Annotated in this window: 25 protein-coding genes and 1 tRNA gene; 12 read left to right on the top strand and 14 right to left on the bottom strand. The window is 58.4% G+C overall.

Translation table 11 applies throughout. From position 1 onward, the window contains the following. Positions 1-65: 65 nt before the first annotated feature. The 4 genes from VEG30_08780 to VEG30_08765 all read right to left on the bottom strand — a co-directional run bounded on the left by VEG30_08780 (position 66) and on the right by VEG30_08765 (position 3,525). The gene (locus VEG30_08780; protein ID HXZ80010.1) at positions 66-419 is read right to left on the bottom strand and encodes a hypothetical protein; all 354 of its coding nucleotides are present in this window, start codon (positions 417-419) and stop codon (positions 66-68) included. A 144-nt stretch (positions 420-563) separates the two neighbouring features. After that, the gene (locus VEG30_08775) at positions 564-1,484 is read right to left on the bottom strand and encodes a CHASE3 domain-containing protein (protein ID HXZ80009.1); all 921 of its coding nucleotides are present in this window, start codon (positions 1,482-1,484) and stop codon (positions 564-566) included. Between the two features lie 275 nt (positions 1,485-1,759). Continuing rightward, complete coding sequence (locus VEG30_08770; GenBank protein HXZ80008.1) at positions 1,760-2,497, bottom strand: class I SAM-dependent methyltransferase; 738 nt, start codon at positions 2,495-2,497, stop codon at positions 1,760-1,762. A 56-nt stretch (positions 2,498-2,553) separates the two neighbouring features. Next, positions 2,554-3,525 carry an AraC family transcriptional regulator gene (locus tag VEG30_08765; GenBank protein ID HXZ80007.1) on the bottom strand — a complete coding sequence of 324 codons (972 nt, stop codon included), beginning with the start codon at positions 3,523-3,525 and terminating at the stop codon, positions 2,554-2,556. A 173-nt stretch (positions 3,526-3,698) separates the two neighbouring features. Between VEG30_08765 and VEG30_08760 the strand changes: the two genes are divergently transcribed. Further along, positions 3,699-3,923: a 4-oxalocrotonate tautomerase family protein gene (locus VEG30_08760; protein HXZ80006.1), complete on the top strand. Its 225-nt coding sequence runs from the start codon at positions 3,699-3,701 to the stop codon at positions 3,921-3,923. Between the two features lie 240 nt (positions 3,924-4,163). Here the strand turns inward: VEG30_08760 and VEG30_08755 are convergent, their stop codons facing one another. After that, on the bottom strand, positions 4,164-4,883 hold the full coding sequence (locus VEG30_08755; GenBank protein ID HXZ80005.1) for a uracil-DNA glycosylase: 720 nt from the start codon (positions 4,881-4,883) through the stop codon (positions 4,164-4,166). Continuing rightward, a complete protein-coding gene (locus tag VEG30_08750; GenBank protein HXZ80004.1) occupies positions 4,880-5,263 on the bottom strand; it encodes an antibiotic biosynthesis monooxygenase family protein in 384 nt (127 codons plus the stop codon). The genes VEG30_08755 and VEG30_08750 overlap by 4 nt, the downstream gene beginning before the upstream one ends. Before the next feature lie 76 nt (positions 5,264-5,339). Between VEG30_08750 and tig the strand changes: the two genes are divergently transcribed. The 5 genes from tig to VEG30_08725 all read left to right on the top strand — a co-directional run bounded on the left by tig (position 5,340) and on the right by VEG30_08725 (position 11,460). Then, the gene (gene tig, locus VEG30_08745; protein HXZ80003.1) at positions 5,340-6,608 is read left to right on the top strand and encodes a trigger factor; all 1,269 of its coding nucleotides are present in this window, start codon (positions 5,340-5,342) and stop codon (positions 6,606-6,608) included. Positions 6,609-6,684: 76 nt separating this feature from the next. Beyond that, positions 6,685-7,269 (top strand): ATP-dependent Clp endopeptidase proteolytic subunit ClpP, encoded by a 585-nt coding sequence (clpP, locus tag VEG30_08740; GenBank protein HXZ80002.1) that lies wholly within the window; start codon positions 6,685-6,687, stop codon positions 7,267-7,269. A 90-nt stretch (positions 7,270-7,359) separates the two neighbouring features. Continuing rightward, on the top strand, positions 7,360-8,631 hold the full coding sequence (gene clpX, locus VEG30_08735; GenBank protein ID HXZ80001.1) for an ATP-dependent Clp protease ATP-binding subunit ClpX: 1,272 nt from the start codon (positions 7,360-7,362) through the stop codon (positions 8,629-8,631). A 60-nt stretch (positions 8,632-8,691) separates the two neighbouring features. After that, positions 8,692-11,106: an endopeptidase La gene (lon, locus tag VEG30_08730; protein ID HXZ80000.1), complete on the top strand. Its 2,415-nt coding sequence runs from the start codon at positions 8,692-8,694 to the stop codon at positions 11,104-11,106. Between the two features lie 138 nt (positions 11,107-11,244). Then, entirely contained in the window at positions 11,245-11,460 is a 216-nt protein-coding gene (locus VEG30_08725) for a hypothetical protein (protein HXZ79999.1), read from the top strand. 268 nt (positions 11,461-11,728) lie between these two features. On the opposite strand, the gene VEG30_08720 is transcribed toward VEG30_08725, so the two are convergent. The 3 genes from VEG30_08720 to VEG30_08710 all read right to left on the bottom strand — a co-directional run bounded on the left by VEG30_08720 (position 11,729) and on the right by VEG30_08710 (position 14,306). After that, positions 11,729-12,481 carry a hypothetical protein gene (locus VEG30_08720; GenBank protein ID HXZ79998.1) on the bottom strand — a complete coding sequence of 251 codons (753 nt, stop codon included), beginning with the start codon at positions 12,479-12,481 and terminating at the stop codon, positions 11,729-11,731. 77 nt (positions 12,482-12,558) lie between these two features. Beyond that, positions 12,559-12,891, bottom strand: a complete 333-nt coding sequence (locus VEG30_08715) for a hypothetical protein (GenBank protein HXZ79997.1) — start codon at positions 12,889-12,891, stop codon at positions 12,559-12,561. Positions 12,892-13,367: 476 nt separating this feature from the next. Next, positions 13,368-14,306, bottom strand: a complete 939-nt coding sequence (locus VEG30_08710) for a VWA domain-containing protein (GenBank protein HXZ79996.1) — start codon at positions 14,304-14,306, stop codon at positions 13,368-13,370. 69 nt (positions 14,307-14,375) lie between these two features. On the opposite strand from VEG30_08710, the gene VEG30_08705 reads away from it, so the two are divergent. After that, positions 14,376-14,555: a hypothetical protein gene (locus VEG30_08705; GenBank protein ID HXZ79995.1), complete on the top strand. Its 180-nt coding sequence runs from the start codon at positions 14,376-14,378 to the stop codon at positions 14,553-14,555. Positions 14,556-14,811: 256 nt separating this feature from the next. Then, positions 14,812-15,405 (top strand): ribosome biogenesis GTP-binding protein YihA/YsxC, encoded by a 594-nt coding sequence (gene yihA, locus VEG30_08700; protein HXZ79994.1) that lies wholly within the window; start codon positions 14,812-14,814, stop codon positions 15,403-15,405. Between the two features lie 73 nt (positions 15,406-15,478). On the opposite strand, the gene VEG30_08695 is transcribed toward yihA, so the two are convergent. The 3 genes from VEG30_08695 to VEG30_08685 all read right to left on the bottom strand — a co-directional run bounded on the left by VEG30_08695 (position 15,479) and on the right by VEG30_08685 (position 18,222). Next, a complete protein-coding gene (locus tag VEG30_08695) occupies positions 15,479-15,886 on the bottom strand; it encodes a hypothetical protein (GenBank protein HXZ79993.1) in 408 nt (135 codons plus the stop codon). Between the two features lie 112 nt (positions 15,887-15,998). Continuing rightward, on the bottom strand, positions 15,999-17,105 hold the full coding sequence (locus tag VEG30_08690) for a VWA domain-containing protein (GenBank protein HXZ79992.1): 1,107 nt from the start codon (positions 17,103-17,105) through the stop codon (positions 15,999-16,001). After that, the gene (locus tag VEG30_08685) at positions 17,089-18,222 is read right to left on the bottom strand and encodes a VWA domain-containing protein (GenBank protein ID HXZ79991.1); all 1,134 of its coding nucleotides are present in this window, start codon (positions 18,220-18,222) and stop codon (positions 17,089-17,091) included. The genes VEG30_08690 and VEG30_08685 overlap by 17 nt, the downstream gene beginning before the upstream one ends. Before the next feature lie 170 nt (positions 18,223-18,392). Between VEG30_08685 and VEG30_08680 the strand changes: the two genes are divergently transcribed. From VEG30_08680 to VEG30_08670, 3 genes are all read left to right on the top strand, one after another. Beyond that, entirely contained in the window at positions 18,393-19,724 is a 1,332-nt protein-coding gene (locus VEG30_08680) for a DUF1015 domain-containing protein (GenBank protein HXZ79990.1), read from the top strand. 201 nt (positions 19,725-19,925) lie between these two features. Next, positions 19,926-21,377 (top strand): N-acetylmuramoyl-L-alanine amidase, encoded by a 1,452-nt coding sequence (locus VEG30_08675; protein HXZ79989.1) that lies wholly within the window; start codon positions 19,926-19,928, stop codon positions 21,375-21,377. After that, positions 21,374-21,961, top strand: a complete 588-nt coding sequence (locus VEG30_08670) for a GerMN domain-containing protein (protein HXZ79988.1) — start codon at positions 21,374-21,376, stop codon at positions 21,959-21,961. The genes VEG30_08675 and VEG30_08670 overlap by 4 nt, the downstream gene beginning before the upstream one ends. A gap of 33 nt (positions 21,962-21,994) precedes the next feature. On the opposite strand, the gene VEG30_08665 is transcribed toward VEG30_08670, so the two are convergent. Then, positions 21,995-22,936 carry a GDP-mannose 4,6-dehydratase gene (locus VEG30_08665; protein ID HXZ79987.1) on the bottom strand — a complete coding sequence of 314 codons (942 nt, stop codon included), beginning with the start codon at positions 22,934-22,936 and terminating at the stop codon, positions 21,995-21,997. A 225-nt stretch (positions 22,937-23,161) separates the two neighbouring features. Between VEG30_08665 and VEG30_08660 the strand changes: the two genes are divergently transcribed. Then, positions 23,162-23,238 (top strand) — tRNA-Met (locus VEG30_08660). A 175-nt stretch (positions 23,239-23,413) separates the two neighbouring features. Here VEG30_08660 and VEG30_08655 read toward each other — a convergent pair. Next, positions 23,414-23,697 (bottom strand): hypothetical protein (locus tag VEG30_08655; GenBank protein HXZ79986.1); only part of this gene is annotated, 284 nt, incomplete at its 5' end.

The raw sequence follows: 23,697 nt of genomic DNA, 5'->3' as shown, positions 1-23,697 counted from the left end.
TTCGAATTATTGCGCTCAGCTAAAAGCTCTGCCAGAAGGAATCGGAACCGGCCGGCGATACCGGATCAGTAGCTGGGGGGAGGACGGCGCCACAGATTGGGCGCCAACGCGCCCGAAAACGGCGAAGGCGTCGCTTCATCCAGAGAAGCTGCTTGCGGCTCCGGCCCGGGCAGCAAGACTGCTAAGTCGGCCAATCCAGGTCTGCTCAGCAAGGGAGAAATCGATTCAGTGGAAACAGGTTTCTGCCGGTCCGTAGAGATCTTGATGTTCTTGACGTAGATCGATTGCCGGCTGGACGCTCTTTCATACTGGCCAAGCTTGGCGTGAGCCGCAAGGCTCAGAACACTGACCACCAGAAAGAAAAGCAGCAGCGTCCGAAAGGGACGCGCCGAAACCCGATTTTTGAAGCTATGCCCCATGCGCGGAGTTAAGTATGATGCTTCAAAATTATTCCGCAGTTGCAGCCGAAGGTCAAACGCCCCGAGTTAACCGAAAGGGAAAGGCCGCTTTCCTGAGAAAGCGGCCCGATTGGCTGCGGGTTCGCGAGACTTCGATCGAACTAGTCAGGCGACGCATTCCAAAATTGCCTGATCGCCATTCTTGCCATCCGAAGTGGCCACCAGATCTTGCCGGAGTCGCTCCATCTGTGCGGACGCTTCCTTGATCTCTTCAGCCCACTGGTGGCCCTGCCGCGGCAGAAAACCTCCATAGGTCTGCAGCAGCATGCGAGCGTTCTCCTCGATGGTGGAGGTCTTAGAGCGCGCCTGATGGGAAAGGACGGATGTAAGTCTTGTGAGCCGCAGGTCACGCGCCGCGAGTTCTTCCCTGTTCTGAACAGCTTCACGCTCAAGCCCGCGGGCGTGACGGCGGGCAAGTGCAAACAAACACGCGGTCAGCAGCAGCAGGCAGGAATTAACTACGATCGTTTGTCGCGAAGCCTTTTTCAGCTTCTCAGTCCGCTCTTGGTCGAAATTTACAACTCTGCTCGTTTCTTGAGCTGCCAGCGAAACCAGAAGTTTGCGAGCGCTGTCCATGTACCCCATTCCCTCGTTTGAGCTCACCAACATGAAGGCGCGGTGGCGGTAACCGCGTTCTCGCAAATCAATCGTACGTTGCATCTCCGCTTGTTTCGCATTAGTCAGCGACTCGATCTGTGAAAGCAGGGAGCTTGCGTGGTCTTCTTTGTTGGCTAACATCTTTCGCAGGTCAGAAAAATCGGTTCCGACCCTGCCTTTCGCGTCGTTGTACGGCTGCAGGTACGATGGATCGCCGGTCAGCAGAAATCCTCGCTGGCCCGTTTCCATATCAGTAAGATCTTGAAGGACAGCGGCGATGCCGGCCTGGATCGCGAAGCCTTCCTTTGTAACTGCCACCGTGTTTTGCGTGTCTTTCAGATGTTTGACACCAAGCCACGCGTTCCAAGCCATCAATGCGAGCAGTGCGATCCCACCGACTTTCAGCGCAATTTTTGCAATCATCTTCATTTTTATCCTTCAGCCTTTATTCAGAACGCCCTCAGCCGTGGCACGGGTAGCTTTGCAAATTTCGCTGCAAGCTTCCCGGCTGCGTCACTGCTGGAAATTGATGGTTCAGACGAGATAACCGAACTGGCAGCCACAGTAAGAGCACTACCGATTCACTCCCATGCTTACGGCGAATAGATGCTCCTAGAATAATAGGCCGATTTCTCACGGGGACGAGGTTATCTCTCTTGATGCGCACACCCTAGGTTCGGCCTACGCTGGGGATGCAAATTCCATCACTCGGCGCTTGGAGGGCTGATTCCCAGAACATAGATTGCCCAGGGGGCGATCACGGTTTCGTTGACCCAGTGATATGGCTCCTTACCGGTTGCCAGCGGCTTGTAATGGGCAACGATTTCCAGGCCTGCCTGCGAGTACACCTTGTCGTAAGCCTCATGAGTCCATAAGACATCTTCCGCGGGACGCCGGTCTGCAAACTCAGTGGTGATAATGCGCACCACATCTCCGGTTTCCGCCTTTAGATTTTCAGGATAGTCTTTCGTCGAAAATGAAGCCCATTCATGGACGTAGATTTCCGGCGTGGACACAATGTTCACGACCTTTCCTCGCGTGTCTAATAGCGCGCCTAAATTACCGAACAAGCGCACCTTGGTCTGCCAACCGGGAATGTTGTCGAAGGTAAAGGCGGAGAGTACTAAATCGAACGCTGCGGCTTGCAGGGCGCTAAGGTCGTCATTCTCTACGACGCGGTAATCTCCAACTTTGTCGAGTTCCCGCGCTTTAGCGATCATTTTGGGCGCAATGTCCACGCCTATCACCTGGAAGCCTAGTCGCCGCAGGAAACGTGTAGAGCGCCCGGTTCCGCAGCCGAAATCCAGCGCCCGTTTGCCGGAAACATGTTCGGAGAAAATTGCCGGGAGATCGCGAAAAGCGAGGTAGTACGTGTTAGCGAATTCCAGGCTGGCATACGCTTCCGCACGAGTCGTGTCGTCGTAACAATTCGTGAACGCCATCTGTGCTCCGTTCTGGTTTTGCAGAACTGTGGTCGGTTCTGTCACTCCACTCATACTTAGCCGCGGCCGGCGGTCGCTCTTGCCAGCGCACGATATCGTGCAGGAGGATGCCCGAATTTGCGCTTGAAGGCGCGATTGAAAGCGGGTTCAGACTCATACCCAACTTGGGATGCGATCTCGGCGACGCTGTAGTTCGTGGCAGCAAGCATTTGCGCCCCCATCTGCAAGCGCCACCGAGTGAGGTAGGCGACGGGGGGTTCGCCAAGGTATTCACGGAACCGTTCCGCCAGCACGGAACGAGAAAGGCCCGCCTGTTTCGCGAGGGTCGCGATTGTCCACTGGTCAGCGGTACGACTGTGCATCAGGGCAAGAGCCTTTCCAAGTTCGGGATCGCGCGCTGCCGCAAGCCAGCCAGTCTGAGCGCCGGGCAGTTCGGCGATGTAGCGCCGCAACGTCTCCACAAACAAGGTCTCGCACAACTTGGCCAGGACTGCGTCGGCACCGGCATGGCTGGCGCCGGCTTGGGCGATGGAATACTGAATCGATTGCTCGAGCCATTGGCCGGTCTCGTCATCGCGGATGTTCACCTTGAAGACAACGGGCAGGCCGGTGAGGAATACCTGGCTCAGGCGAGGCTCGCAGACCATGAAGCCACAGACAAAGCGACTGACCTCGCCACCGCCACCCGAACGCGAGAGTCTCAAGCCGCTGGAAAAAATACGTTGCAGTTCGCGTTCGCCATCGATGGTGTGCGCAGCCGGACCACTCTCCAGGATGTGCGCGTCGCCGTGGGGGAAGATGACGATGTCGCCCTCGCGAAGCAGCAGGCGCATGTCGGCCGCTTCCGCATAGGCCCTGCCTTTGAGCAAGAGGTGGTAAACGATGACATGTCCGGCCGTGTGTCGGATGTAAGGGGCCAGCTTGCACGAGTCCGGCGAGCGGAAACTCCATGGCGCTGAGAATTCCGCGTTGTAGAAGAACGCGGTCTCGAGTTTCACGGCCTTCAAGACTTCCGAGAGAGCATCCATAGGGTGGCAAAACGACGCCCGGCAAAGCCGGCCGGACGACAAGGCAAACAATCTTCGGCTTATGGACTTCCGGGCAAGAACGCGAGATTCACGATCAAGCGTGATGCCTCCAGCTGCCGCATAGTCGAGTCGGCTTGAGAGCAAGCCAAATCGTTGCACAGAGGAGAAAAATCATGCCACTAATCCAAGTGAAAATGATTGAAGGGGTCTTCACCACAGCCAAGAAGAAGGAGATTATCACGAAGCTCACCGACGCGTTGGTCTCGGTGGAGGGCGAAAATCTGCGGCCGTACACACTGGTCATCCTCGAGGAAGTCCGCAGCGGCGACTGGTCGGTCGGCGGAAAATCATTGACGACCGCCGATGTCCACGCGCTAGCGGGGGGAAAGGTTGCTTGAGCAGGATCACACTGCCGTAAGAGTTGCCCGAGCAACTAACTGCCTCACGTGGTCAGTAACCTGCTGCCGCAATCGCGTTCCTGGGCATGCGGCAGCAGGAGTCGTGTGCACTGATGAGACAGGTTTAGCCGTCAGCCGACCAGGGTGGGGATTGAGAGGCGGTCTCGAAACCAATTCCTTCTTCACCTGTCCCTCATGGCGACCAGAATCTCACGACTGACCACTCGCAGCTGACCGTCCTTAGGAACTACCCTCCACCAGCTTCCGCGCCTGCCGGAAAATTTCGGTGAACATCTCCCGCGTCAGCTTCCCTGTCTGGGTATTTTGATTCGAAGGATGGTAGGAGACGAGCAGGGTCTTCCCGTCAGGCATTTTGTACTTCGCTCCGTGCGCAAACAGATAGCCTCGCTTGCTCTGCAAAACACCTTGGCGTCTTAGGGCATTAAGGTACGCATCAAGAGCAACCCGGCCCAGCACGACCACAAGCCGCACGTTGGTTAGTATCTCGAGATCGCGATCCAGGTAACCCGAGCAGTTTGCGATCTCCTGTGGTGCCGGCTTGTTATCCGGGGGTGCGCAGCGAACCGCCGCGGTAATGTAGGCATCGATCAGCCGCAAGCCATCATTGCGATCCCTGGCGTTTGGCTGCGAAGCAAAGCCGGTCTCATACAGGACGGGGTACATGAAGTTGCCCGAAGCATCACCGGTGAATGGACGCCCCGTGCGGTTGGAGCCATGCGCTCCCGGCGCCAAGCCCAGAATCAGGACCCGAGCGTCTGGGTCGCCGAAACCAGGCACCGGCTTGCCCCAATATTCCTGGTCCTGATAGGCCCGGCGCTTCTCTCGCGCTACCTTTTCGCGATACTCAACCAGGCGCGGGCAGCGCCGGCAGACTACGATCTCCCGATTCAAGATCTCGAGAGCCGCGCGCGTCGAATTGGCTTTCGCCTGAGCCCTCATCCTATGGTCTCGAACCTGCCCAGCAGTTGTTCGTTCGCAGTCAAGCTTTCAAATCCAGCGTCGATCTTCTCGTACTCGGCAGCGAACTCCCGCTTGAAGCGCTCATAGTCTGCGAGACTCTCCCAGCGATCGAGCGTCAAATATCTGGTGCCATCGGACGTGTCCCGCACCAGCTCGGTACCTCGATATCCTTCGGCTTTGCGAAAGACACGGGCCCAGGTGCCTTCGGGCCCGTAGTGCTGCTCGAATTCAGAAGCGCGAGAAGCGTGTACCCGAAATTCCCAAACGATTACCAGCAACTGTCCCTTCCCTTTCCCAATTTCGAATGCATTCCTTTGCACATTGAGTGCAAAGCATTGCTCGCCTGGTTTGACGATCACCCTCGCCTCTCTTATATTCAAAGATTGGCAGCCGTGGCTACTAGTGCACGGTAGTGCCCAGGAACAAGGAAACGTAGTGACCGAAACGCAAACCAAATCAGCCCTCCAACGTGAGCTCCATGTAGAAGTCCCGGCGGAAGTGGTAACCCAGGAGACGGATGTCGTCATAGCCAAATTCCAGCGCTTTGCCAAGCTCCCCGGGTTCCGCAAGGGTAAGGTGCCGGCCACGGTGGTGCGGCAGCGCTTCGCGGAGGACATTCGCAGCGAACTGGTCGAGTCACTGGTTCCGCGCTACTTCCGCCTGGAAACCGAGAAGCAGGGCCTTCATCCCGTCTCGCAGCCCCGCGTCACTGACCTGCATCTGCACGAGGGCGAACCGCTGCGTTTCACCGCGACATTCGAAGTGTTGCCCGAGGTTGAAGTGACGGGCTATTCCGACATCCATGTCGAAAAGCCCGAAATTGTGGTTACGGATGAAGAAGTCCAGCAGACGCTGAATCAGATCCGCGAGGAGAACGCCAGCTACAGCGCCATCGAGGACCGTGCCATCCAGGACGGCGACTTTGCGCAGGTGGCCTTCCGGGGCGTGCCGCGGAGCGAGGAAGGCCAGCCTGTCACGATGGATGACGTGCTGGTGGAGATCGGCGGCGGCAACACTCTTCCCGCCTTCACGGAAAATCTTCGCGGCGCCAAGCCGGGAGAGGAGCGCAGCTTCGAGGTAAGCTACCCGAGCGATTTTTCCGACACCCGTCTGGCCGGCAAGGTGTTCGACTATACCGTGTCCGTCAAAGCGGTGAAGCAGAAGCAACTGCCGGAACTCAACGACGAGTTTGCCAAGGAAGCCGGAACCTTCGCCTCGCTTGACGAACTGAAGCAGAAGATTCGCGAGAGTCTGGAAGCGGAGAAGAAGCGCCACTCTGAGCACCAGGCCAAGGACAAGATCGTGGAAGAGCTGCTCAAACGCAACGATATGGAGGTTCCCGAGAGCCTGGTAGAGCGCCAGGTGGACGTTCGTCTGGAGCGAGGTCTGCGTGCTCTGGCGGCGCAGGGAATGCGCGCCGAGGACATGAAGAAGATGGATTTTGGCCGGCTGCGCGCCGGTCAGCGTGATGCTGCAGCTCGCGAGGTGCGAGTCTCGCTGCTGCTGGACAAGATCGCCGACAAGGAGAACATCGAGGTCAGCGATGAAGAGGTGGAGCGAGAGATCGCAGCCGTAGCCAGGCAATCCAATCAGACGGCGGAGGCGGTGCGCTCGCGTTTGACAGAGGATGGGGCGCTGGATAGAATCCGCAACAGAATCCGCAGTGAGAAAACCTTAGAGTTTCTTTACAACCGGTCCGCCTAAGCGGGCCTTTTTCGGGTTACGCCTCCCCCCTTGTCCAACCAGCTCGTGGGGCGGCAGTGTAGGCAGGTGCATAACGATGCTAGTGCCCATGGTGATCGAGCAAACCGGGCGAGGTGAACGCGCATACGACATCTATTCGCGTCTGTTGCGCGACAACATTATTTTTCTCGGTACCCCGGTTGACGACAACGTCGCCAATCTCATAATTGCGCAGATGCTGTTCCTCGCGGCGGAAGATCCGGAGAAGGACATCCAGCTCTACATCAATTCGCCGGGGGGCTCCATCACCGCGGGCATGGCCATCTACGACACCATGCAGTACATAAAACCGGACGTGATGACGATCTGCATCGGTCAGGCTGCCAGCATGGCGGCTTTGCTTTTGTCCGCAGGCGCCCCCAAGAAGCGGTTTGGCTTGCCCAATTCGAGGATTCTCATCCACCAGCCCTCGATGGGCGGGCTCTCCGGCCAGGCTACCGATATTGATATCCACGCGCGGGAGATCCTGCGCATGCGGGAACTCACCAACCAGTTGCTCGCGCGTCACTGCGGGCAGCAGTTGGAAAAAGTAGAAAAGGATGTGGAACGCGATTTCATCATGAATGCCGAGCAGGGAAAGGAATACGGAATCATCGACGACATTATCTACAAGCCAAAATAGAGGTCTTATATTGCGAGCACGCGGCGTCAGCTCCCGGCTCGAAGTTGGGCGGGTGAGTAAGCGAAGACGACGCCACTTAAGGAGTACCTGGTGAAATCACGTTCTGGTTCCGATGAAGTCTTGCGCTGCTCGTTCTGTCACAAATCTCAAGATGCCGTAGCCAAGCTGATTTCTTCCCCCAGCGATTACCCCCGGGCCTACATCTGCGACGAGTGCGTGGCGGTTTGCAACTCCATCCTGGAAGACGACCGCACGGAATCGCACGCAGCTGCTGCCCCCGATCATCTGCCCAAGCCGCAAGAGGTGAAGACCTTCCTCGATCAGTACGTCATCGGGCAGGAGCAGACCAAGAAGAAGCTGGCGGTAGCGGTCTACAACCACTACAAGCGGATTCACATGAACCGGCAGCGGACCGATGGAGTCGAGCTGTCCAAGTCCAACATCCTGCTGATCGGGCCGACCGGGACCGGCAAGACGCTTCTCGCACAGACCCTGGCCCGCATGCTGGACGTCCCCTTCGCCATTGTCGATGCCACCACTCTGACGGAGGCCGGGTATGTGGGCGAAGACGTGGAGAACATCATCCTCAAGCTGCTGCAAGCGGCTAACGGCGATGTCGGCCGCACGCAAACGGGGATCATCTATATTGACGAAGTGGATAAGATCGGGCGCAAGGACGAAAACCCCTCCATTACCCGCGACGTGTCGGGCGAGGGCGTACAGCAGGCACTGCTCAAGATTCTGGAAGGCACCATTGCCAACGTCCCGCCCCAGGGGGGCCGCAAGCACCCCCACCAGGAATTCACCCCGGTCGATACCACCAATATCCTCTTTATATGCGGGGGCGCCTTTGTGGGGCTGGAAAAGTTGATTGGCCGCCGTGTGGGCAAAAAGAGCCTGGGCTTCAAGGTGGGATCGGAAGAGGAGACCGAAGTAATCTCGCCAAAGAAGCGCGATGTTGAGATGCTACAGCAGGTGCAACCGCAGGACCTGATCAAGTTCGGGCTGATTCCGGAATTCGTCGGCCGCCTTCCTGTGGTGGGTGTGCTCGACGATCTCGACGAGGTCGCGCTGGTCGAGATTCTTACCAAGCCGCGCAACGCCATCATCAAGCAGTATCAACGCTTGTTCGAGTTCGAAAATGTAAGGCTCAAGTTCAGCGACGACGCTCTGAAAGGCATCGCCCGCGAAGCCATGAACCGCAAGGTGGGGGCACGTGGCTTGCGAATGATCTTAGAAGAACTGATGCTGGATCTTATGTACCATTTGCCCAGCCAGAAGCGGGTGAAGGATTTTGAAGTAACGCGGGAAATGGTGGAGAAGCGCGACGTCTCCATTGCTATGATGGAAAAGGCGGGCTAACCCATCTCGGTAGCTGACGGATCAGGCCCCGGTAGTTTAGGATTCCCATAGGACCTCATTGTGACCACAAATCGCGAAAAATTCGAAACCCGCAAACTGCCCATGATGCCGATCCGGGATGTCGTCATCTTCCCTTTTATGATGACGCCCTTTGTTGTTGGGCGCGAGTCCAGCGTGCGAGCGCTGGAAGAAGCCCTGGCCGCGGACAAGAAGATCTTCCTGGCAACCCAGCATGACGCCAGCGTGGACGAGCCCAAGCCCAACGAAATTTTCCAGGTGGGCACGGTGGTCAACATCGTGCAGAGTTTGAAGCTCCCCGACGGCAATATTAAGGTCCTGGTCGAGGGCATCGAGCGCGGCAAGATCCTGCAGGTGGTGGACACCGACGGCTACTTCGAAGCCACGGTTCGCACCGTCAAGTACACGGTGGAGACCAATCCGGCGATTGAAGCAGCGATGCAGCGCGTGACCGGATTATTCGAGCAGTACGTGAAGCTTTGCCAGTCGCTGAACTACGAAACCATGATCGCCGCCGTGCGCATGGAAGACCCGGCCAAGCTCACCGACACCATCGCGGCCAATCTGCAGCTCTCCATCGAGGAGAAGCAGGAGTTGCTGGAGATCTTCGATCCCGCCGAGCGGTTGAACCGCATCGCCGATGTGCTGGAGATCGAAATCGAAAAGCTCAACATGGATCGCGCCATCCAGACCCGCGTCAAGCGCCAGATGGAGCGCGCCCAGAAAGAGTACTACCTCAACGAGAAGATCAAGGCCATTCAAAAGGAATTAGGGCGCGGCGAAAAGAGCGAGTGGGATGAGCTCAAGAAGAAGGTCGATTCCGCCGGCATGCCGAAAGACGTGCATGAAAAAGCCCTCCAGGAACTGAAAAAGCTGGAAGCCATGCCGCCGATGTCGGCCGAGTCCACGGTCTCGCGCAATTATCTTGACTGGCTGCTGGCGGTTCCCTGGAAAAAGAAATCCAAAGAAATCCGCAACATCGATCACGCCGAAAAAATCCTCAACGAGGATCACTACGGCCTGGAGAAGATCAAGGAACGCATCCTCGAATTTCTCGCGGTCCGCCAGTTGGTGAAGAACCCCAAAGGATCGATCCTGTGCTTCGTTGGACCTCCGGGAGTCGGCAAGACTTCACTCGGCATGTCGATCGCGAAGGCCACGGGGCGCAAGTTCGTCCGCATGTCACTGGGCGGGGTGCGCGATGAGGCGGAAATCCGCGGGCATCGCCGCACCTACATTGGCGCGCTTCCCGGCCAGATCATCCAGATGATGAAGAAGGCGGGCACCAAGAATCCGGTTTTCATGCTCGACGAAGTGGACAAGATGTCGATGGACTTCCGCGGCGATCCATCGGCTGCGTTGCTCGAAGTGCTCGATCCCGAGCAGAACTACATGTTCGTGGATCACTATCTCGACGTCGAGTACGACCTCTCGCAGGTCTTCTTCATCGCCACCGCCAACGTGATGCATACTATTCCTGCGGCCCTGCAGGACCGCATGGAAGTGCTGCGGCTGCACGGTTACACGGAGCCGGAGAAACTGGAAATCGCCAAGCAGTTCCTGGTGCGCAAGCAGCACGATCAGGCCGGCCTCACCGACAAGAACTGCACGTTCACAGACGACGCCATCATCTCCATCATTCGCGGCTACACGCGCGAAGCCGGTGTGCGCAACCTGGAGCGCGAGATCGGCAACGTCTGCCGCAAGGTGGCGCGCAAGGTTGTGAAGGATGGCGGCAAGTACAACATCGGCGTCACGGCCGACAATATTCCTGAATTCCTCGGGGTCATAAAGTTCCGCGACACGCTGGCGCACGAAAAGAGCGAGATCGGACTGGTCACCGGCCTGGCCTGGACCGAAGTGGGCGGCTCCATCCTCAGCACCGAAGTGGCGGTCGTGGATGGCAAAGGCAAACTCACCCCCACCGGCAAGCTCGGCGAAGTGATGCAGGAGTCCGCGCAGGCGGCGCTCACCTATGTACGCTCGCGCGCGGTGCGTCTGGGACTGTCACGCGACTTCTACCGCAATCTCGACATCCACGTGCACGTGCCCGAGGGGTCGATTCCGAAAGACGGGCCTTCGGCCGGCATCACAATAGCGACCGCCATCGCCAGCGCGCTGACACGGATTCCGGTGCGCCGCGATCTGGCCATGACCGGCGAGATCACGCTGCGTGGCAAGGTTCTCCCCATTGGTGGCCTGAAAGAAAAGCTGCTGGCGGCGCATCGCGCAGGCATCTTCGAGGTCATCCTGCCCAAAGACAACGAGAAGGATCTGGCCGAGGTTCCGGAAAATCTGCGGAACGAAATGAATCTGCACTTCGTCGACACCATGGACGAGGTGCTGCAGGTTGCTCTCGAGCAACCGCTGCCACAGTACCTGCCGGAAGCCGCGGCGGCTCAACCACCCCTGGCCGCCATAGCGCCTGCTAGCGAGGGACCGACAGCGCACCAGTAGACAAGTCAGCAGAATCCCAGGTTAGCGCCGAAAAGCGCGGCGCGAACCTGGGGCACCCGCGCGCACCCGCGCATCGCGTCCTCAGTGCGAAGAGAGATCGCCCGAATAAAGGTTTAAAATGCTGTCAGCGAGAGACCGATGCCGCCTGCCCCGCTGCCACCTCCGAGAAAGGGTCTGGTTGGCCTGATCGCCGCCGTCGCAATTGTCCTCGGCGTGGTGATCTGGCTCCCCGCCATACGCTGGTTCTTCCTCCTCAGCATTCCCATCGGAGGAGTGGTGGCGGTGATTCTCTACTTCTGGAATAAGCACAAGCCGGTGAAGGTGGAAGACGATCGTCCCCTAAAGCTCCACTGAGGCGCGTGAGACTGAGCCGGAGCTCTCAGTTCCCTGCTCGAAGTCCTCAGCCAGCGGCAGCGTAGAGGGCCGCGGTCACCCAACCAAAGCTCAGGGCCAGCAATCCGGCGATGATAACGACGTAGTAGTCCTGTATTACCTGGAAGATTCTCATGAGTGCAACTCTCTGATGCCAAAACTTGCCCGCATGCTAGCCGGGACGGTGAACGCAGCGATGTGAAGTAGCTCACAGATCGGTGTTCACGGCGACCCAGGGCCGGATGGGCGCTCAGGAGGTTGCCTGCCTGTGAGGGACCGCAGTGCCGGTTGCGGGCTCGCTTGGCGGTTCGCTCATCGGGAGTTCGCCAGCAGAGAAGCCCCGGGCAGCGCCGAAAGGCGCGCGCACCTGGGGGACCGAGTCGGTGGTCATCGCAGGTTTAGAAGCAGCAGGTCCTTCGACTCGAGCCGGGATTGGTTCATCCGGCCCTCGCTCAGGATGGCAGCATAGGTGATGTGTGAGGGCGGAAGCGTGTTGTGCAGTGTGCGAAAGCATAGATGCTTCGCCCGCTGAAGCGGGCTCAGCATGACCCGGAGTGGACGCCGGGTAAATGGGTGTCTCCTCGTCAGAGAACGGTCGCGGCTGGATTTCGTGTTGGTGATGGGGAAGGTCGTTGAGGTACTGGAGGACAAACTCAGTCATATTGCGCGGCCCGCCCTTGTAGGGTTCGGCGGGTTCGGGAGCAGTTTGGGCGAAGTCCGGTTGACGGGTGAGGCTGGACATCAGGCGCAGGCAGTAGAAGAGCTTGCCGGCGGTCTTGAGATCGATGAGGCCCAGGAGTTGGGCCTGCATGATTTGCTGGCCGGCGATCATGATGGAGCGGGAGTCCTCACAGATGGGAAGCTGATATTCGGGCATGCCGGGGAGCAGCTCTGACTGGTGGAGCTGGTAGTGGAAGTGGCAGAAGGTTTGGCCGGGGAGAGGCGCGCCCGGGCAGCGGCGTCCGGTAACGAGGACGTGAGCGCAGGTGAGTGCAGGTGACATGACGTCGGTATCTCCTTGCAATCAGCAATCAGCAATCAGTAGTCAGCATTCAGCAATCGAGAATCAGGATTCGGCAGTCAGCTGGAAGGAACCTGGCTTGGACTGCGATCGGCGGCGGTGTTGTTGTTCAGCCGTTCCTCGATATTGAAGCTATAGAGGACGGTTTGCACGGCATAGATGAGTCGTCCGGCGAGCAGGGGATCGAGCGAGCCATCGGCCATGCCCTGGGAGATATGGTTGAGCGCGGAGCGAAGGGAGCGCTTGTTGGTGAGGTCGGGCAGGCGGAAGCGGCGGCGAAGGGCAGCGGAGCGCGGGCGGAGATGAAAGTAGCAACGGGAGCGGCCGCGCATGGCGGGGGAACCGCAGCGGTGGCCGTCGGGTTTGATGTGGTCGCAGAGGCGTAGTGGCACGGTGTTTCCTTTCTGTAGTTGTAACTTCTGTTGTCGTACCCTGGGTAGTGATGAGCGTTCGTTTTCAGCGAGTTATAGAGAATTTCCCGGCAAAATACTGAAACGGCCGGGGATAGAGTTCAAGTTCTTGAGAATATTGATGGCCGACAAAACCGAACCACAATGTCGTTCGACTCCGAGCCCGCGACCCGCAAAAAGCGCGGGCGGGGAAAATCAGCCGGGACGCGTCGCTGAGGATGACATTCAGGATTTTATTGAGCGCCTCGCCGGTGGCGCACGCCGGGATTCCGTGCAGCGGCGAAAATTCACTCCCTAATTTCAGTGTAACCAAGTGGAAGGGGTAAATGGGACAGAATGGCAAACTTTATATCGCTTTGCGATTAAATGGATTACAAGCAAAATTGGGCCAGGGGAGGGCTTGACAAAAGAAAGGCCCGGAGCGAGAAGGGGGCGAGGCTATCCCGCACACGTCCAAATCATCGCGAGAAATAGCCAGTTTTGCAGCGCACGGTTAACCCCGGCTGGCGCGGGCGGATGGCGATTTTGCGGAAGGAATCATCGCGCGCGGGATTGGTGGGATAGTAAGCCAGCTCATAGGAAGTGCGTAATTCTTCGCTGATCTGGTGAAAATAGGCCCGGGTGTCGGTTTTCTCGGCATCGAAATCGGTGCCCCCGGTGTCGTGCGCGATCCGCTCCATCACCCGCATTCCATACTTGTTGCGCGCAGTGAGTCTGCCGTGGCGCTTTTCGGTGTAGCGGATGGAGTAGACGATTACGTTCTCGTTCTGCGCCGCCTCGATGGCGTCCAGCAGGTGATGGGAACTGGAGTTGTCCTCGCCGTCGCTGAAAACGAGCAGCGCCTTCCTGCCGTTCTGTATGCCGGCCAGCTTTGTGGTCACGGAATAGTAGATGGCGTCATAAAAGGCGGTTCCCAGCTCTCTGTCTTCGACGGGGCCGAGGTCGGGGACGTTGCGGTCGCCCTTCTCGAAGCGCTCCCATTTTTCCCCCAGCTCGTCGGCCGATTGCGACAAGTCGCTTACCAGGCGCAGGCGATTGCCGAAGGCCACCAGAAACACCCGGTCGTGCGGCCCCAGCATTTCTTTGAGAAAGACCTCGAGGTCATGGCGGTGTTTTTTTTGAAAGTGCTCCTGGCTGCCGCTGAAGTCGACGATCAGTCCCAGAGTGAGCGGCACGTCAGCGCTGCGCGCAAAGAAAGAGATCTTTTGCGGCACCGCGTCTTCCAGCACTTCCACATCTTCCTGGCTGAGATTGTTGACCAGAGTTCCGTTGGCGCTGCGGGCCGCGAAAGCCACGTCCACCAGATGCACATCGACGTGAATGGGAGCCTGCGCCAGGGGAGAAATTGGGCAGCAAATACCGATAACCAGGAGGAGAGCCTGAACGCTACTACGCATTAGTTGTCCCCGGAAGGGCCGGGCTGGCAGAGTCTCAAGAAAGAGCATCGCCCGTCAAGAGGATGACGCGTGGGCAGGGGAAGAGTTAACGGCGAATTCGACTTCCGGCTGGGGAAAACCACGGTGACCAGGTACGAGGGATGCCTGGCGGTAGATGCTCGGCTGATTGTGCTCTTTCGCGAAAAGCATGTTGGGCGGCTCAAGATTTTGCGGTCCATGATCACTGAAGGAACCTGCCAGCGGAAGTAATTGTTGCTGGGTTCATACCTTCAGCTTCCCATTGTCATCACGAGGCCGCCGCTGGCGGCCGAGGGATCTGCAGTTGGGAACAGTCAAGAAATATTGGGTCTACATCATCTAGCCGCGAATCAAACTGCAGATCCCTCGCGGCCTAGCGGCCGCTCGTGATGACAAACGATTTGATTGAGCACTTTCCAACCTGGGCCGGACCGATGGGCTGCTCGTTCCTCTTGCCACCGGTGGCAGGAAGCTTGAAACTGATAGGGTGCGAGTTGCTGCGCGATTTCTGCTGGCTGCCACTTCCGTCGAGCACTTTCCTGTGCCCACGGTTCCGGAAGTGGCTTTTCTGGGGCGCTCCAACGTTGGCAAGTCGAGCGTGATCAATTCCCTGCTGGGCGAGAAAATGGCCAAGACCAGCTCAGTCCCCGGGCGCACGCGCAGTATCAATTTCTTTCAGGTCCGCCGTCCCGGCAAACCGACAGCCGAGCTGGCCTTCGCGGATCTGCCCGGCTATGGTTATGCCAAGGTATCCAAAGAAGTCTCGGCCGAGTGGCCTAAGTTCATCGAGCCTTACCTGGAGCATCGACCGACTCTGGTGCTTTGCATCGTTCTGATCGATACCAACATCGCTCCCCAGCCGAGCGACGCCGAACTGCTGGCCTGGCTTCGCATGAAGCAGCGCCGGTTTGTGGCGGTGGGCACAAAGAGCGATCGCGTTTCCGGCAATGTTCTGAGCAATTCCCTGAGAACTCTTAAACAAGAACTCCAGGTTGAGCGCATCCTGCCTTTTTCCACCAAGACGGGCGAAGGCAAGGCGGAGTTGTGGCGAGAGATACTGTCGGCGGCGGGGCTGGGCTAAGAGGAAGTGAGAAGTCAGATCGCTGCGGAAGTGCGAAACTGCTCTTACTTCGCACTTCACCCGATCTTACTTTTTACTTTTCAAAGCCGCGCCGGACGTGCGGAAGCAGAAGATAACAGAGCAGAGCACCCGCGATTGCCACACCCGTTCCTCCTCGGAGTAAATCGCCCCGAAACAAGTTGAACAGGTCCCCGAGAACCTGGATTGCGATGAGGGCCAGGGCGAGCAACCATCCCCAAAATCTGCGCCGCCACCAGCCGATTCCCGCAAGCGCTAAGGCCAGGGCGAGCAGCAGAAACGGAACGCCGATGCCCCTGCCCAGTGTCGCGAGCTGCTGATGAGCATTGGGATTCAATGCCCAGGCGAGATCCAGAGCCGTTCCCGGGAAAAGCAGAGTGACTGCCGCAAACGCGGCCATGAAAGCCGCGAAGAACAGGAAGATACCTACAGCGGTCAGACCGCGCGGAGAGCGGGGCTTCATCAACAGGATTCTAGCCCCTGTCAGGCGGAATGGCGCCCGGGGTGACAGGCAGGATGCCTGTCCTACTCTTACTTCACTCGATCTTACTTCGCACTTCCCCCGATCTTACTTTTTAGTTTTCTTGCAGCGCGGCCCTCTGTTCATTGGCGTAGTAGCCGCTGCGGGTGCGGACGAAAAGCTTACCGTGATGGGGGGCGTGGGCTTGCACTTTCACCGTGCGGAAGCCGCCAGCCGCCTGCGGAGTGGTGGGCTTGTAGCCGATGATGTATTGGTTGCGGATGTCGTGCGCGACTTCGCGGCTGATGTCGTCCACTTCTTTGAGATCCTTGGGAAAGAAGGCCTGACCACCGGTTTGCTCAGACATGGCGGAAAGGGCCCGCTTGGCGCGTTTCTGGCGCTCCTCGCCCAGGATGCCAATGGAGTAGACAGTGGGCCCGTTCTCTTCCTGCAGGCGACGCAGGGCCTGTTCGAGGGACAGACGGCTGGCGTTGTCCTCGCCGTCGGTCACGACCAGGATCACGCGCTTCTCCAGTTGGGTGTTCTTCTTTAGGTGCTGCGCGGAAGCGACCACCGCGTCATACAACGCCGTGCCACCGCGGGACTCGATCTTCTCCAGACCTTCCTTGAGCTTGGCAATGTCGGAGGTGAAATCCTGGTCGAGGTAATACTCGTCGTTAAAGTTCACGATGAAGACCTGGTCCTGAGGATTGCTGGCGCGCACCAGATTCAGGCATGCCTGGTTGACGGCGGGTCGTTTGTCGCGCATCGAACCTGAATTATCGATCACAATGCCGATAGAGACGGGAATATCGGCGTGCCGAAAGGAAGTGATACGCTGGGGAGAATTGTTCTCGAACACTTCGAAGTTATCCCGACTTAGATCCATAACCAGGTGACGGCGGTCGTCGACAACGGTGGCGTGCAGCAGCACCTCGTCGACTTCGGTGCGAATGACAAAGGTGTCCTGGTCTTTGCGGACGGTCGGCTTGCTTTCGGCAGGAATCTGGACGGTGTTTCCAGGCTGGTTGGGAGCATCGGTGGCGGGCGGATACTGGGGGGCGTCCTGCGGCCCGCTGGGAGGCGACCCAGGGTTCTGGGCAATTCCCAGGCTGGAGAGCAGCATCAACAGCAGGATCACGGTGAATGCCCTGGTGCGAGAGGAAACAGAAGAGGTTTCTAAGGTAAAAAGCGCCAGCGGTAACTTATTCGGAAGGTGCATAGTAACCCGTCTTGGCATAAACCCGGAGTGGCGGCAAACCCTTCGGCGGATTCAACTTTACCTTGATCTTCCGCCACTTGCCATCATGCCCCGGTTTAGTTGGACGGTAACCCAGTACATATTGGTTGCGCAACTCGATGCCAATCTTGGTGGCCACGTCGGCCAGTTCATTGGGATTATCGATGGTAAAAGTGCGCCCGCCGGTTACATCCGTAATTTCCGACAGCATCAGCGGGCCCAGTTTCTCCTCTTCCGTGCGCGGATTCACGTCGAAGATGCCAATGGCGTAAACCTGCACATCGGCTTCTCGTACGATGGATTTGATCTCGCTCTCGGTGTAGCGGCTATGGTTGTCACCACCATCAGAGATGATAAGCAGAGCCTTCTTCTGATGGCGCGCCTGCTTCATTTTGTGGATACCGAGATAGATCGCGTCCAGTAGCGCGGTACGCCCCTTGGGCACGGTATAGATCATTTTGCCCTGGATATCCTCGATGGAGGTAGTGAAGTCGGCGATCAACTCGGGGCGCTCATTGAAGGCGACCATGAAGAATTCATCCTGGGGGTTGGCGGTGCGGAAGAATTCGACTACCGCCTCGCGCGACTTCTCGATTTTGTTCGACATGCTACCGCTCATATCGAAAATCACGCCCAGGGAAATGGGTACGTCCTCACTGGAGAAGTGGCGGATCTCCTGCCGTTCATTGCCTTCGAAGACCTGGAAATTGTCCTTTTCGAGGCCGGTGACCAGGCGGTTCATAGGATCAGTAATGGTTACTGGCACCAGCACCAGGTCGACGTCGACCTTCACGGGCTTGGTGTGCGTCTTGAGGGAAGGATCCATGCCGGCGGGCGGAGAGGGTGAGGCGCTGCCGCCGGGCTGCGTCGGTTGTGAGCGCGGCGTGATGTGGACTTCGTCGCTGGTCTGCGAGATCGCTAAGGTGGTGGTCAGCAGAACGCAAACGAGAAGAGCGAGAAACTGTCTGAGCGCACGAATATGGCAGGAGCCGTCAGAAGGTAAGCCGTGAACCCACATTCCCCACGACACCAGCTTTGTTGCCTGCGGAAACGATGCGTAGCGGTGTGACCCGCTGTCTTTCCCGGCAGGGCGGGCCATAACATTCCTCGTTAGCATGGATGGTACCACAGTCTTGACCTTCTGTTTTCCGTTCTTTTGGGGAGAAAACCTGGGCCGGGTGCGTCCTGGTCCAGGTATTAGATGTCGTTTGTCGGTCCAGGGTGGGCTTCGGGAGAGTTGTTACAATCAAACGACCAGCACGAGACAAAATGGCAGATATCGCACCCTTCCCTGCTATCCGCTTTAATTCGGCCAAGGTTCCTCTCAACCAGGTGGTTACCCAGCCGTATGACAAGATCTCTGCGGAGATGCAGGAGCGCTACTACGCTGCAAACCCGCACAACCTAGTGCGGATTATCCTGGGAAAACAAGAGGCTGGCGATTCTGACGTTGAAAATGTTTACACCCGAGCCGCCGGCTACTTTCGCGACTGGCAGCATGCGGGCATTTTCCGCACGGACTCACAGCCTGGTTTCTACCTGTACACGCAGACTTTCCGCGTCCCTGGTACGGGGGCATCGGGGGAAAGTTCCCAGGTGGAGCGCACCGGCCTGATTGCTGCCGGCCGCATTTACGATTACTCGGAAGGCGTCGTTTATCGACATGAGCAGACACTATCCAAGCCTAAGGCCGATCGCCTTAATTTGCTTCGCGCCACCCGCGCTCACTTCGGCCAGATCTTCATGTTGTACAGCGATCCAGCTGGCCGCGTTAATTCCCTGCTGAAGTCGGCGGCCGGATCGGGGGCTGGATCGGGGGCGCCGGATATCGAAATTGAGGACGAATATCAGGTGGTGCACCGCGTATGGAGCATTTTCGATCCGGCGATCGTCCCGCAAGTCCAGCGTGAGATGGCCGACAAGAGGCTGATCATCGCGGATGGCCATCACCGCTACGAAACAGCGCTGAATTATCGCAACGAGCGCAGAGCCAACGCCGGAAGCGCGCCGCCGGATGCTGCTTACGAACGCGTCATGATGACCCTGGTGAACATGGATTCACCTGGACTGATCATCCTGCCGACGCATCGGGTGATCTTTGGACTGTCGGAGTTCAGCGAGGCGGATTTCCTCCAAGGCGCCAAATCGTTTTTTGATGTGGAGACATTAAGCCCGGGGGATGCCGGCGAAGATAAGCTGCGGCAGGCAGGGCAAGCCGGAACCGTGTTTCTGGCGGTCACAAAGCAAGCGACGCACCTTCTGCGCGCACGACCCGGCGCGGCTGATAGTTTGCTCGCAGGCATGAGCGCGGCCCAACGCTCGCTCGACGTTGTTCACTTGCATAAGGTGCTGCTCGAGCGCGTACTTGGCATCAGCGAGGAAGCGATTCGCAATCAGCTCCACGTCTCCTATCATCGCGACTTCCGAAAGGCGATCGCGCGTGTGGGGGACGGGGCCAATCTGGCAATGATGATGAATCCGGTGCGGATTTCTCAATTGCGCGAGGTGACATTCGAAGGAGGCGTCCTGCCGCAGAAGTCGACCGATTTCTATCCCAAGATGCTGAGCGGCCTGACGATCTATTCGGTGGGAGGAGAATGAAGGGGACTGAGCAGGGGCTGTGGTTGAAGTAATATCGGATGAAGTTTGATCGGGTGATCCGGTGAAGTAAAGAGTGAGCCCGGAAAGAAATTGTTCCGGCCGGCAAAAAGATAGATGCTTCGCCCGCGGGCGGGCTCAGCATGACCCGGTGAGGTTGCGAGGAAAACTGCAGATCCGGAGCCGGACTTCGTCCTCCTCGTGATGACGAGAAATATTAAAACTTGCGGCTTGGTTCTGGCGCTTGCCCTGGTGTGTCTCTTGCTGCTGGCTCCGGCAGCGGACGAAGCCCGCTTAACCATCTACTCTGCGCAGGGCGCCTCGAGCCTTTCGGTTGTCGAGCGAGATGGCAAACAGTACGTTGTGCTAATCGACGCCCTTCAGCCGCTGGGGGCAACGATCGCCACGCGCCAGGGCAATCACTGGAAACTGCGTTTCACCGCGCACGGCGGCTCGCCGTTGGAAGCCGAGTTCACCGACGAAAAAACCCGAGTCAAGCTGCATGGCAAGAAGCTTGAGCTGGCTGATCCGCTCGTCTTGGAGCGGGATCGCGCGCTGGTCTCGCTGGGTTCGCTGGCTGACGTGATATCCGCACTGGTGAACCTGCCGGTAGAGTTTCACGCCTCGTCGCGCAGGCTCTTTATCGGCCCGGTTGCCACCCCGTTCACAACTGCATTCGAGAAGGGAGCCGCGCCGCGCCTTGAGCTGCACTTCCCCAAGCCCGTGTCGCCATTCATTGCCAGCGAGCCGGGGAAAATTCGCATGGTCTTCTCCCGCGAGCCCATCGTTTCAGGCACCCGGAGCTTCAATTTCGCCGATAGCAGCATCACCTCGGCCACCTACTCAGAGGGAAACGGCACAGCTCAGATTGAAATCGATGCCACTGTCCCCTTGATTGCGCGATTTGGGGATGAGGGCAAGACAATTTCCATTGAACCGGCGCCGGCATCGGCCGCGGCAAAGCCTCCTCCCGCGGCATCGCCGACACTACCGCCCACCGCTTCTCCTTTTGCCAGCGGACCTACATCAACAGCACCAGCCCCGGCACCAGCGCAGCCGGCGGTACATACCTTCCTGGTCGTAATCGATGCCAGTCATGGCGGGCAGGAGACTGGCGCGTTTCTGACGCCTTCCCTGGCGGAAAAAGAGGTGGCGCTGGCTCTCGCCCGGCATCTGCATGCCGACCTGGAAGCGCGCGGCATACGGAATTTTCTCATCCGTGATGGCGACGTTACGCTGAGCTCGGAACAGCGGGCAGTGATGGCAAACGGCTCCCATGCGACGGTGTACATCAGCCTGCATGCGGGCTCGGCCGGAAGCGGAGTTCGCTTGTACAGCGCCCGCTTGACGCCCACTCCTGCACGCCCCGGAGGATTCCTGCCCTGGGACACGGCCCAGGGAGCCTATCTCGAACAGAGCCGGGCGCTGGTGGGGAGCGTGATGGCCGAACTTAACAACCGGCATATTCCTGTGGTGCCGCTCACTGCCTCGTTGCGTCCTTTGGACAACGTGGCGCTGGCAGGGATGGCCATCGAAGTGGCGCCCTGGGGGGGAAAGATCGAAAGCGTGAACTCACCGGCGTATCAGGCGGCGATTACCAACGCGGTCGCCTTGGGAATCGCCAATGCCCGCTACACGCTGGAGCCTTCCCGATGATCCCGCGCCACTTTCTCATCGCGACGATGGTGCTGTGCCTGGCGCTGTTGGGGATGGTGTATTACGGTCTGCATCTGAAACACGAGGCGGAGCAACTGAAGCCGGAAGAGCCGACGGCTAAGCCGATGACGCCGCCAGTCGGAGGCAAGCCGGAGCAAATCTCGATCTATGTGCCCGACGATGCGCGAGGCATACTCCACCGGCGGGACGCTGCCACACCATTGAGCGCAGAGGCCGATCAGCGCGCGGCCCAGGTTTTGCGGGCTCTTTTCGCCGCCTGGCAGGACAAGTCGTCGACCCATCCTTTGGCCAGCGGAGCCGACGTCAACAGCGTGTATCTGGTGAATGGGAATACAGCGGTGATCGACCTGAATGCGGAGTTTGCAGATCGCCATCAGTCGGGAATTTTGGTGGAGGAGCTCACGCTTGCCGCGATGGCGCGGACCTTGGCGGAAAACATTCCGGGCACAACGCGCATCCGGATTCTCATCGATGGCAAGCAGCGCGACACGCTGGCCGGGCACGCCGACCTGACCGGTTTCTACGTGCTCGGTTCCAACGATTGGGCGATTGCCGAACACTAGATGAGCCGGGCGACGATGAGCAAGCTTTACCGGCTAGACGCGAGAGCGATGTCCGATTTCGGAGCGCCAGAAATTTAAGAGATCGTGCATGGTCTGCTCGATAGGGACGACTGGCGCCCAGCCGGTGGCTTCCCGCAACTTGCTGTTGTCCCCGTAAATTCGCCGCGGATCCTGGGTGCGGTTTTTTGCCGGATCGCGCTCCACGCTGGCTTTAATTCCGGCTTCCGACAGCAGTATTTCGAGCAAGTCCGACAGCCGGCAGGCTCTTCCTGAACACACGTTGTACACCGCGCCGGGCTTGCCGCGCTCCGCCAGCAAGGCATAGGCCTTCACCACGTCACGAACATCGGTGAAGTCACGTTCGACGCTCAAATCGCCTGCTCGTATCACCGGCTGCGAAATGCCTGCCTCAATCGCCGCTACCTGCTGCGCCAGCGATGAAAGCACGAACTGCGCCGGCTGACCGGGTCCGGTGTGATTGAAGGCGCGTGCCGTAATGGCATCAACACCAGTCGCATACAAGCCGGACCAGAGTTCCGCCATGGCTTTGGTGACGGCGTACATATTGGCTGGCCGTAAGGGATGCTGCTCGGTTATTCCGCCAGCGGCGGAACCGTAGACCTGTGAGCTGCTGATATTGAGGACACGCGCGCGCTCAGAAAGTTTGGAGGCGGATTCCAGCAGGTTCGAGGTACCCCAGACATTCACATCGAAGGCAATTCGCTTGTCGTCAGAGGCAGCCGACAATGTGCTGATCGCGGCCAGATGGTAGATGTGGTGCGGCTGGGCGGAGTGCAGGAAATCTGCCAGGGATTGCCGGTCGCGGATGTCCACCCTGCGGTAGACGACTTGGTTGGGCAGCCTGGATTCTTCTTCCGTTGAGAATGCCCAACAGCTTGATTCCGGCAGCCCGAGCAGCAAGTCGGCCAGATGCTTGCCGACGAAACCGTTAGCTCCAGTGATGAGAGAACGCAATCTATCCTGCTGTGGGCTCTGATTCCCTTGGCGCATGGATCATAATCAGGATGAGGGGTTGGGCGGCTTGAACGCAAGTTCTTCTCTTGGTGATGGTCGGTGACTCAAGTGATGGAGCGAAGGTTCAGTATTTCTAGCTGACCGAAACGGAACTCTTGAGCTTCAGCAGCAGAGATCTTCTCAGCGTGGTTTGACCCTTGCGATGCACGACTGTTATCATCGCAACGCGGGGTGGAGCAGCCTGGTAGCTCGTTGGGCTCATAACCCAAAGGTCGGTGGTTCAAATCCACCCCCCGCAACCAACTCCACTGTTTGGTTTCAATGGGTTGAGCCGAATCCAACAACTGGCTCGATGACTCTAAACCCAGATTCCCAGCCGATTTTTCGGAAATTGTTTACGCACAGATTTACGCAATACCCATGAAGGGTACGAGTCGGGCGTGATTCGCCTTGTGTCGCACCCCTCCACGGTTGAGCCTAGTCGTTCTTTTGCTCGTCAGGTTGAGACACTGCAACCGCGACGCGGCGACTGCATTTTGCTTTGACACGCGGCTTGTAGGGTCTCCGCTGCCTTGGCACAGGCTCATCGTTCAGAAAGCATCTGCCCAAGTGGCGCAGGCGTGAGCGCATGCGGCAGAAGTCCGCTTTCGTCGCCCCTAGCAACTCAGCGGCACCGTCAGACGTTCCTACCGCCGCAATCGCTCCCATCGCTGGCATCACGCTTGAGTCTTCGCGCTTGATGAACTCTTCGAACGCAGCCA

The organism is Terriglobales bacterium (assembly GCA_035624455.1).
In the GTDB taxonomy this organism is placed as follows: Bacteria; Acidobacteriota; Terriglobia; order Terriglobales; family Acidobacteriaceae; genus DASPRM01.
This window is presented reverse-complemented; position numbering and strand designations above follow the sequence as displayed.

Excerpts from the sequence above, each read along its gene's own strand:
- VEG30_08695 (HXZ79993.1), bottom strand. The coding sequence starts at position 15,886 with ATGAAGCCCCGCTCTCCGCGCGGTCTGACCGCTGTAGGTATCTTCCTG.
- VEG30_08770 (HXZ80008.1), bottom strand. The coding sequence starts at position 2,497 with ATGGCGTTCACGAATTGTTACGACGACACGACTCGTGCGGAAGCGTAT.
- VEG30_08690 (HXZ79992.1), bottom strand. The coding sequence starts at position 17,105 with ATGCACCTTCCGAATAAGTTACCGCTGGCGCTTTTTACCTTAGAAACC.
- VEG30_08675 (HXZ79989.1), top strand. The coding sequence starts at position 19,926 with ATGACGAGAAATATTAAAACTTGCGGCTTGGTTCTGGCGCTTGCCCTG.
- VEG30_08755 (HXZ80005.1), bottom strand. The coding sequence starts at position 4,883 with ATGAGGGCTCAGGCGAAAGCCAATTCGACGCGCGCGGCTCTCGAGATC.
- VEG30_08780 (HXZ80010.1), bottom strand. The coding sequence starts at position 419 with ATGGGGCATAGCTTCAAAAATCGGGTTTCGGCGCGTCCCTTTCGGACG.
- VEG30_08680 (HXZ79990.1), top strand. The coding sequence starts at position 18,393 with ATGGCAGATATCGCACCCTTCCCTGCTATCCGCTTTAATTCGGCCAAG.
- clpP (HXZ80002.1), top strand. The coding sequence starts at position 6,685 with ATGCTAGTGCCCATGGTGATCGAGCAAACCGGGCGAGGTGAACGCGCA.
- VEG30_08775 (HXZ80009.1), bottom strand. The coding sequence starts at position 1,484 with ATGAAGATGATTGCAAAAATTGCGCTGAAAGTCGGTGGGATCGCACTG.
- VEG30_08725 (HXZ79999.1), top strand. The coding sequence starts at position 11,245 with ATGCCGCCTGCCCCGCTGCCACCTCCGAGAAAGGGTCTGGTTGGCCTG.
- VEG30_08710 (HXZ79996.1), bottom strand. The coding sequence starts at position 14,306 with ATGCGTAGTAGCGTTCAGGCTCTCCTCCTGGTTATCGGTATTTGCTGC.
- VEG30_08685 (HXZ79991.1), bottom strand. The coding sequence starts at position 18,222 with ATGGCCCGCCCTGCCGGGAAAGACAGCGGGTCACACCGCTACGCATCG.
- VEG30_08765 (HXZ80007.1), bottom strand. The coding sequence starts at position 3,525 with ATGGATGCTCTCTCGGAAGTCTTGAAGGCCGTGAAACTCGAGACCGCG.
- VEG30_08720 (HXZ79998.1), bottom strand. The coding sequence starts at position 12,481 with ATGTCACCTGCACTCACCTGCGCTCACGTCCTCGTTACCGGACGCCGC.
- VEG30_08670 (HXZ79988.1), top strand. The coding sequence starts at position 21,374 with ATGATCCCGCGCCACTTTCTCATCGCGACGATGGTGCTGTGCCTGGCG.
- VEG30_08760 (HXZ80006.1), top strand. The coding sequence starts at position 3,699 with ATGCCACTAATCCAAGTGAAAATGATTGAAGGGGTCTTCACCACAGCC.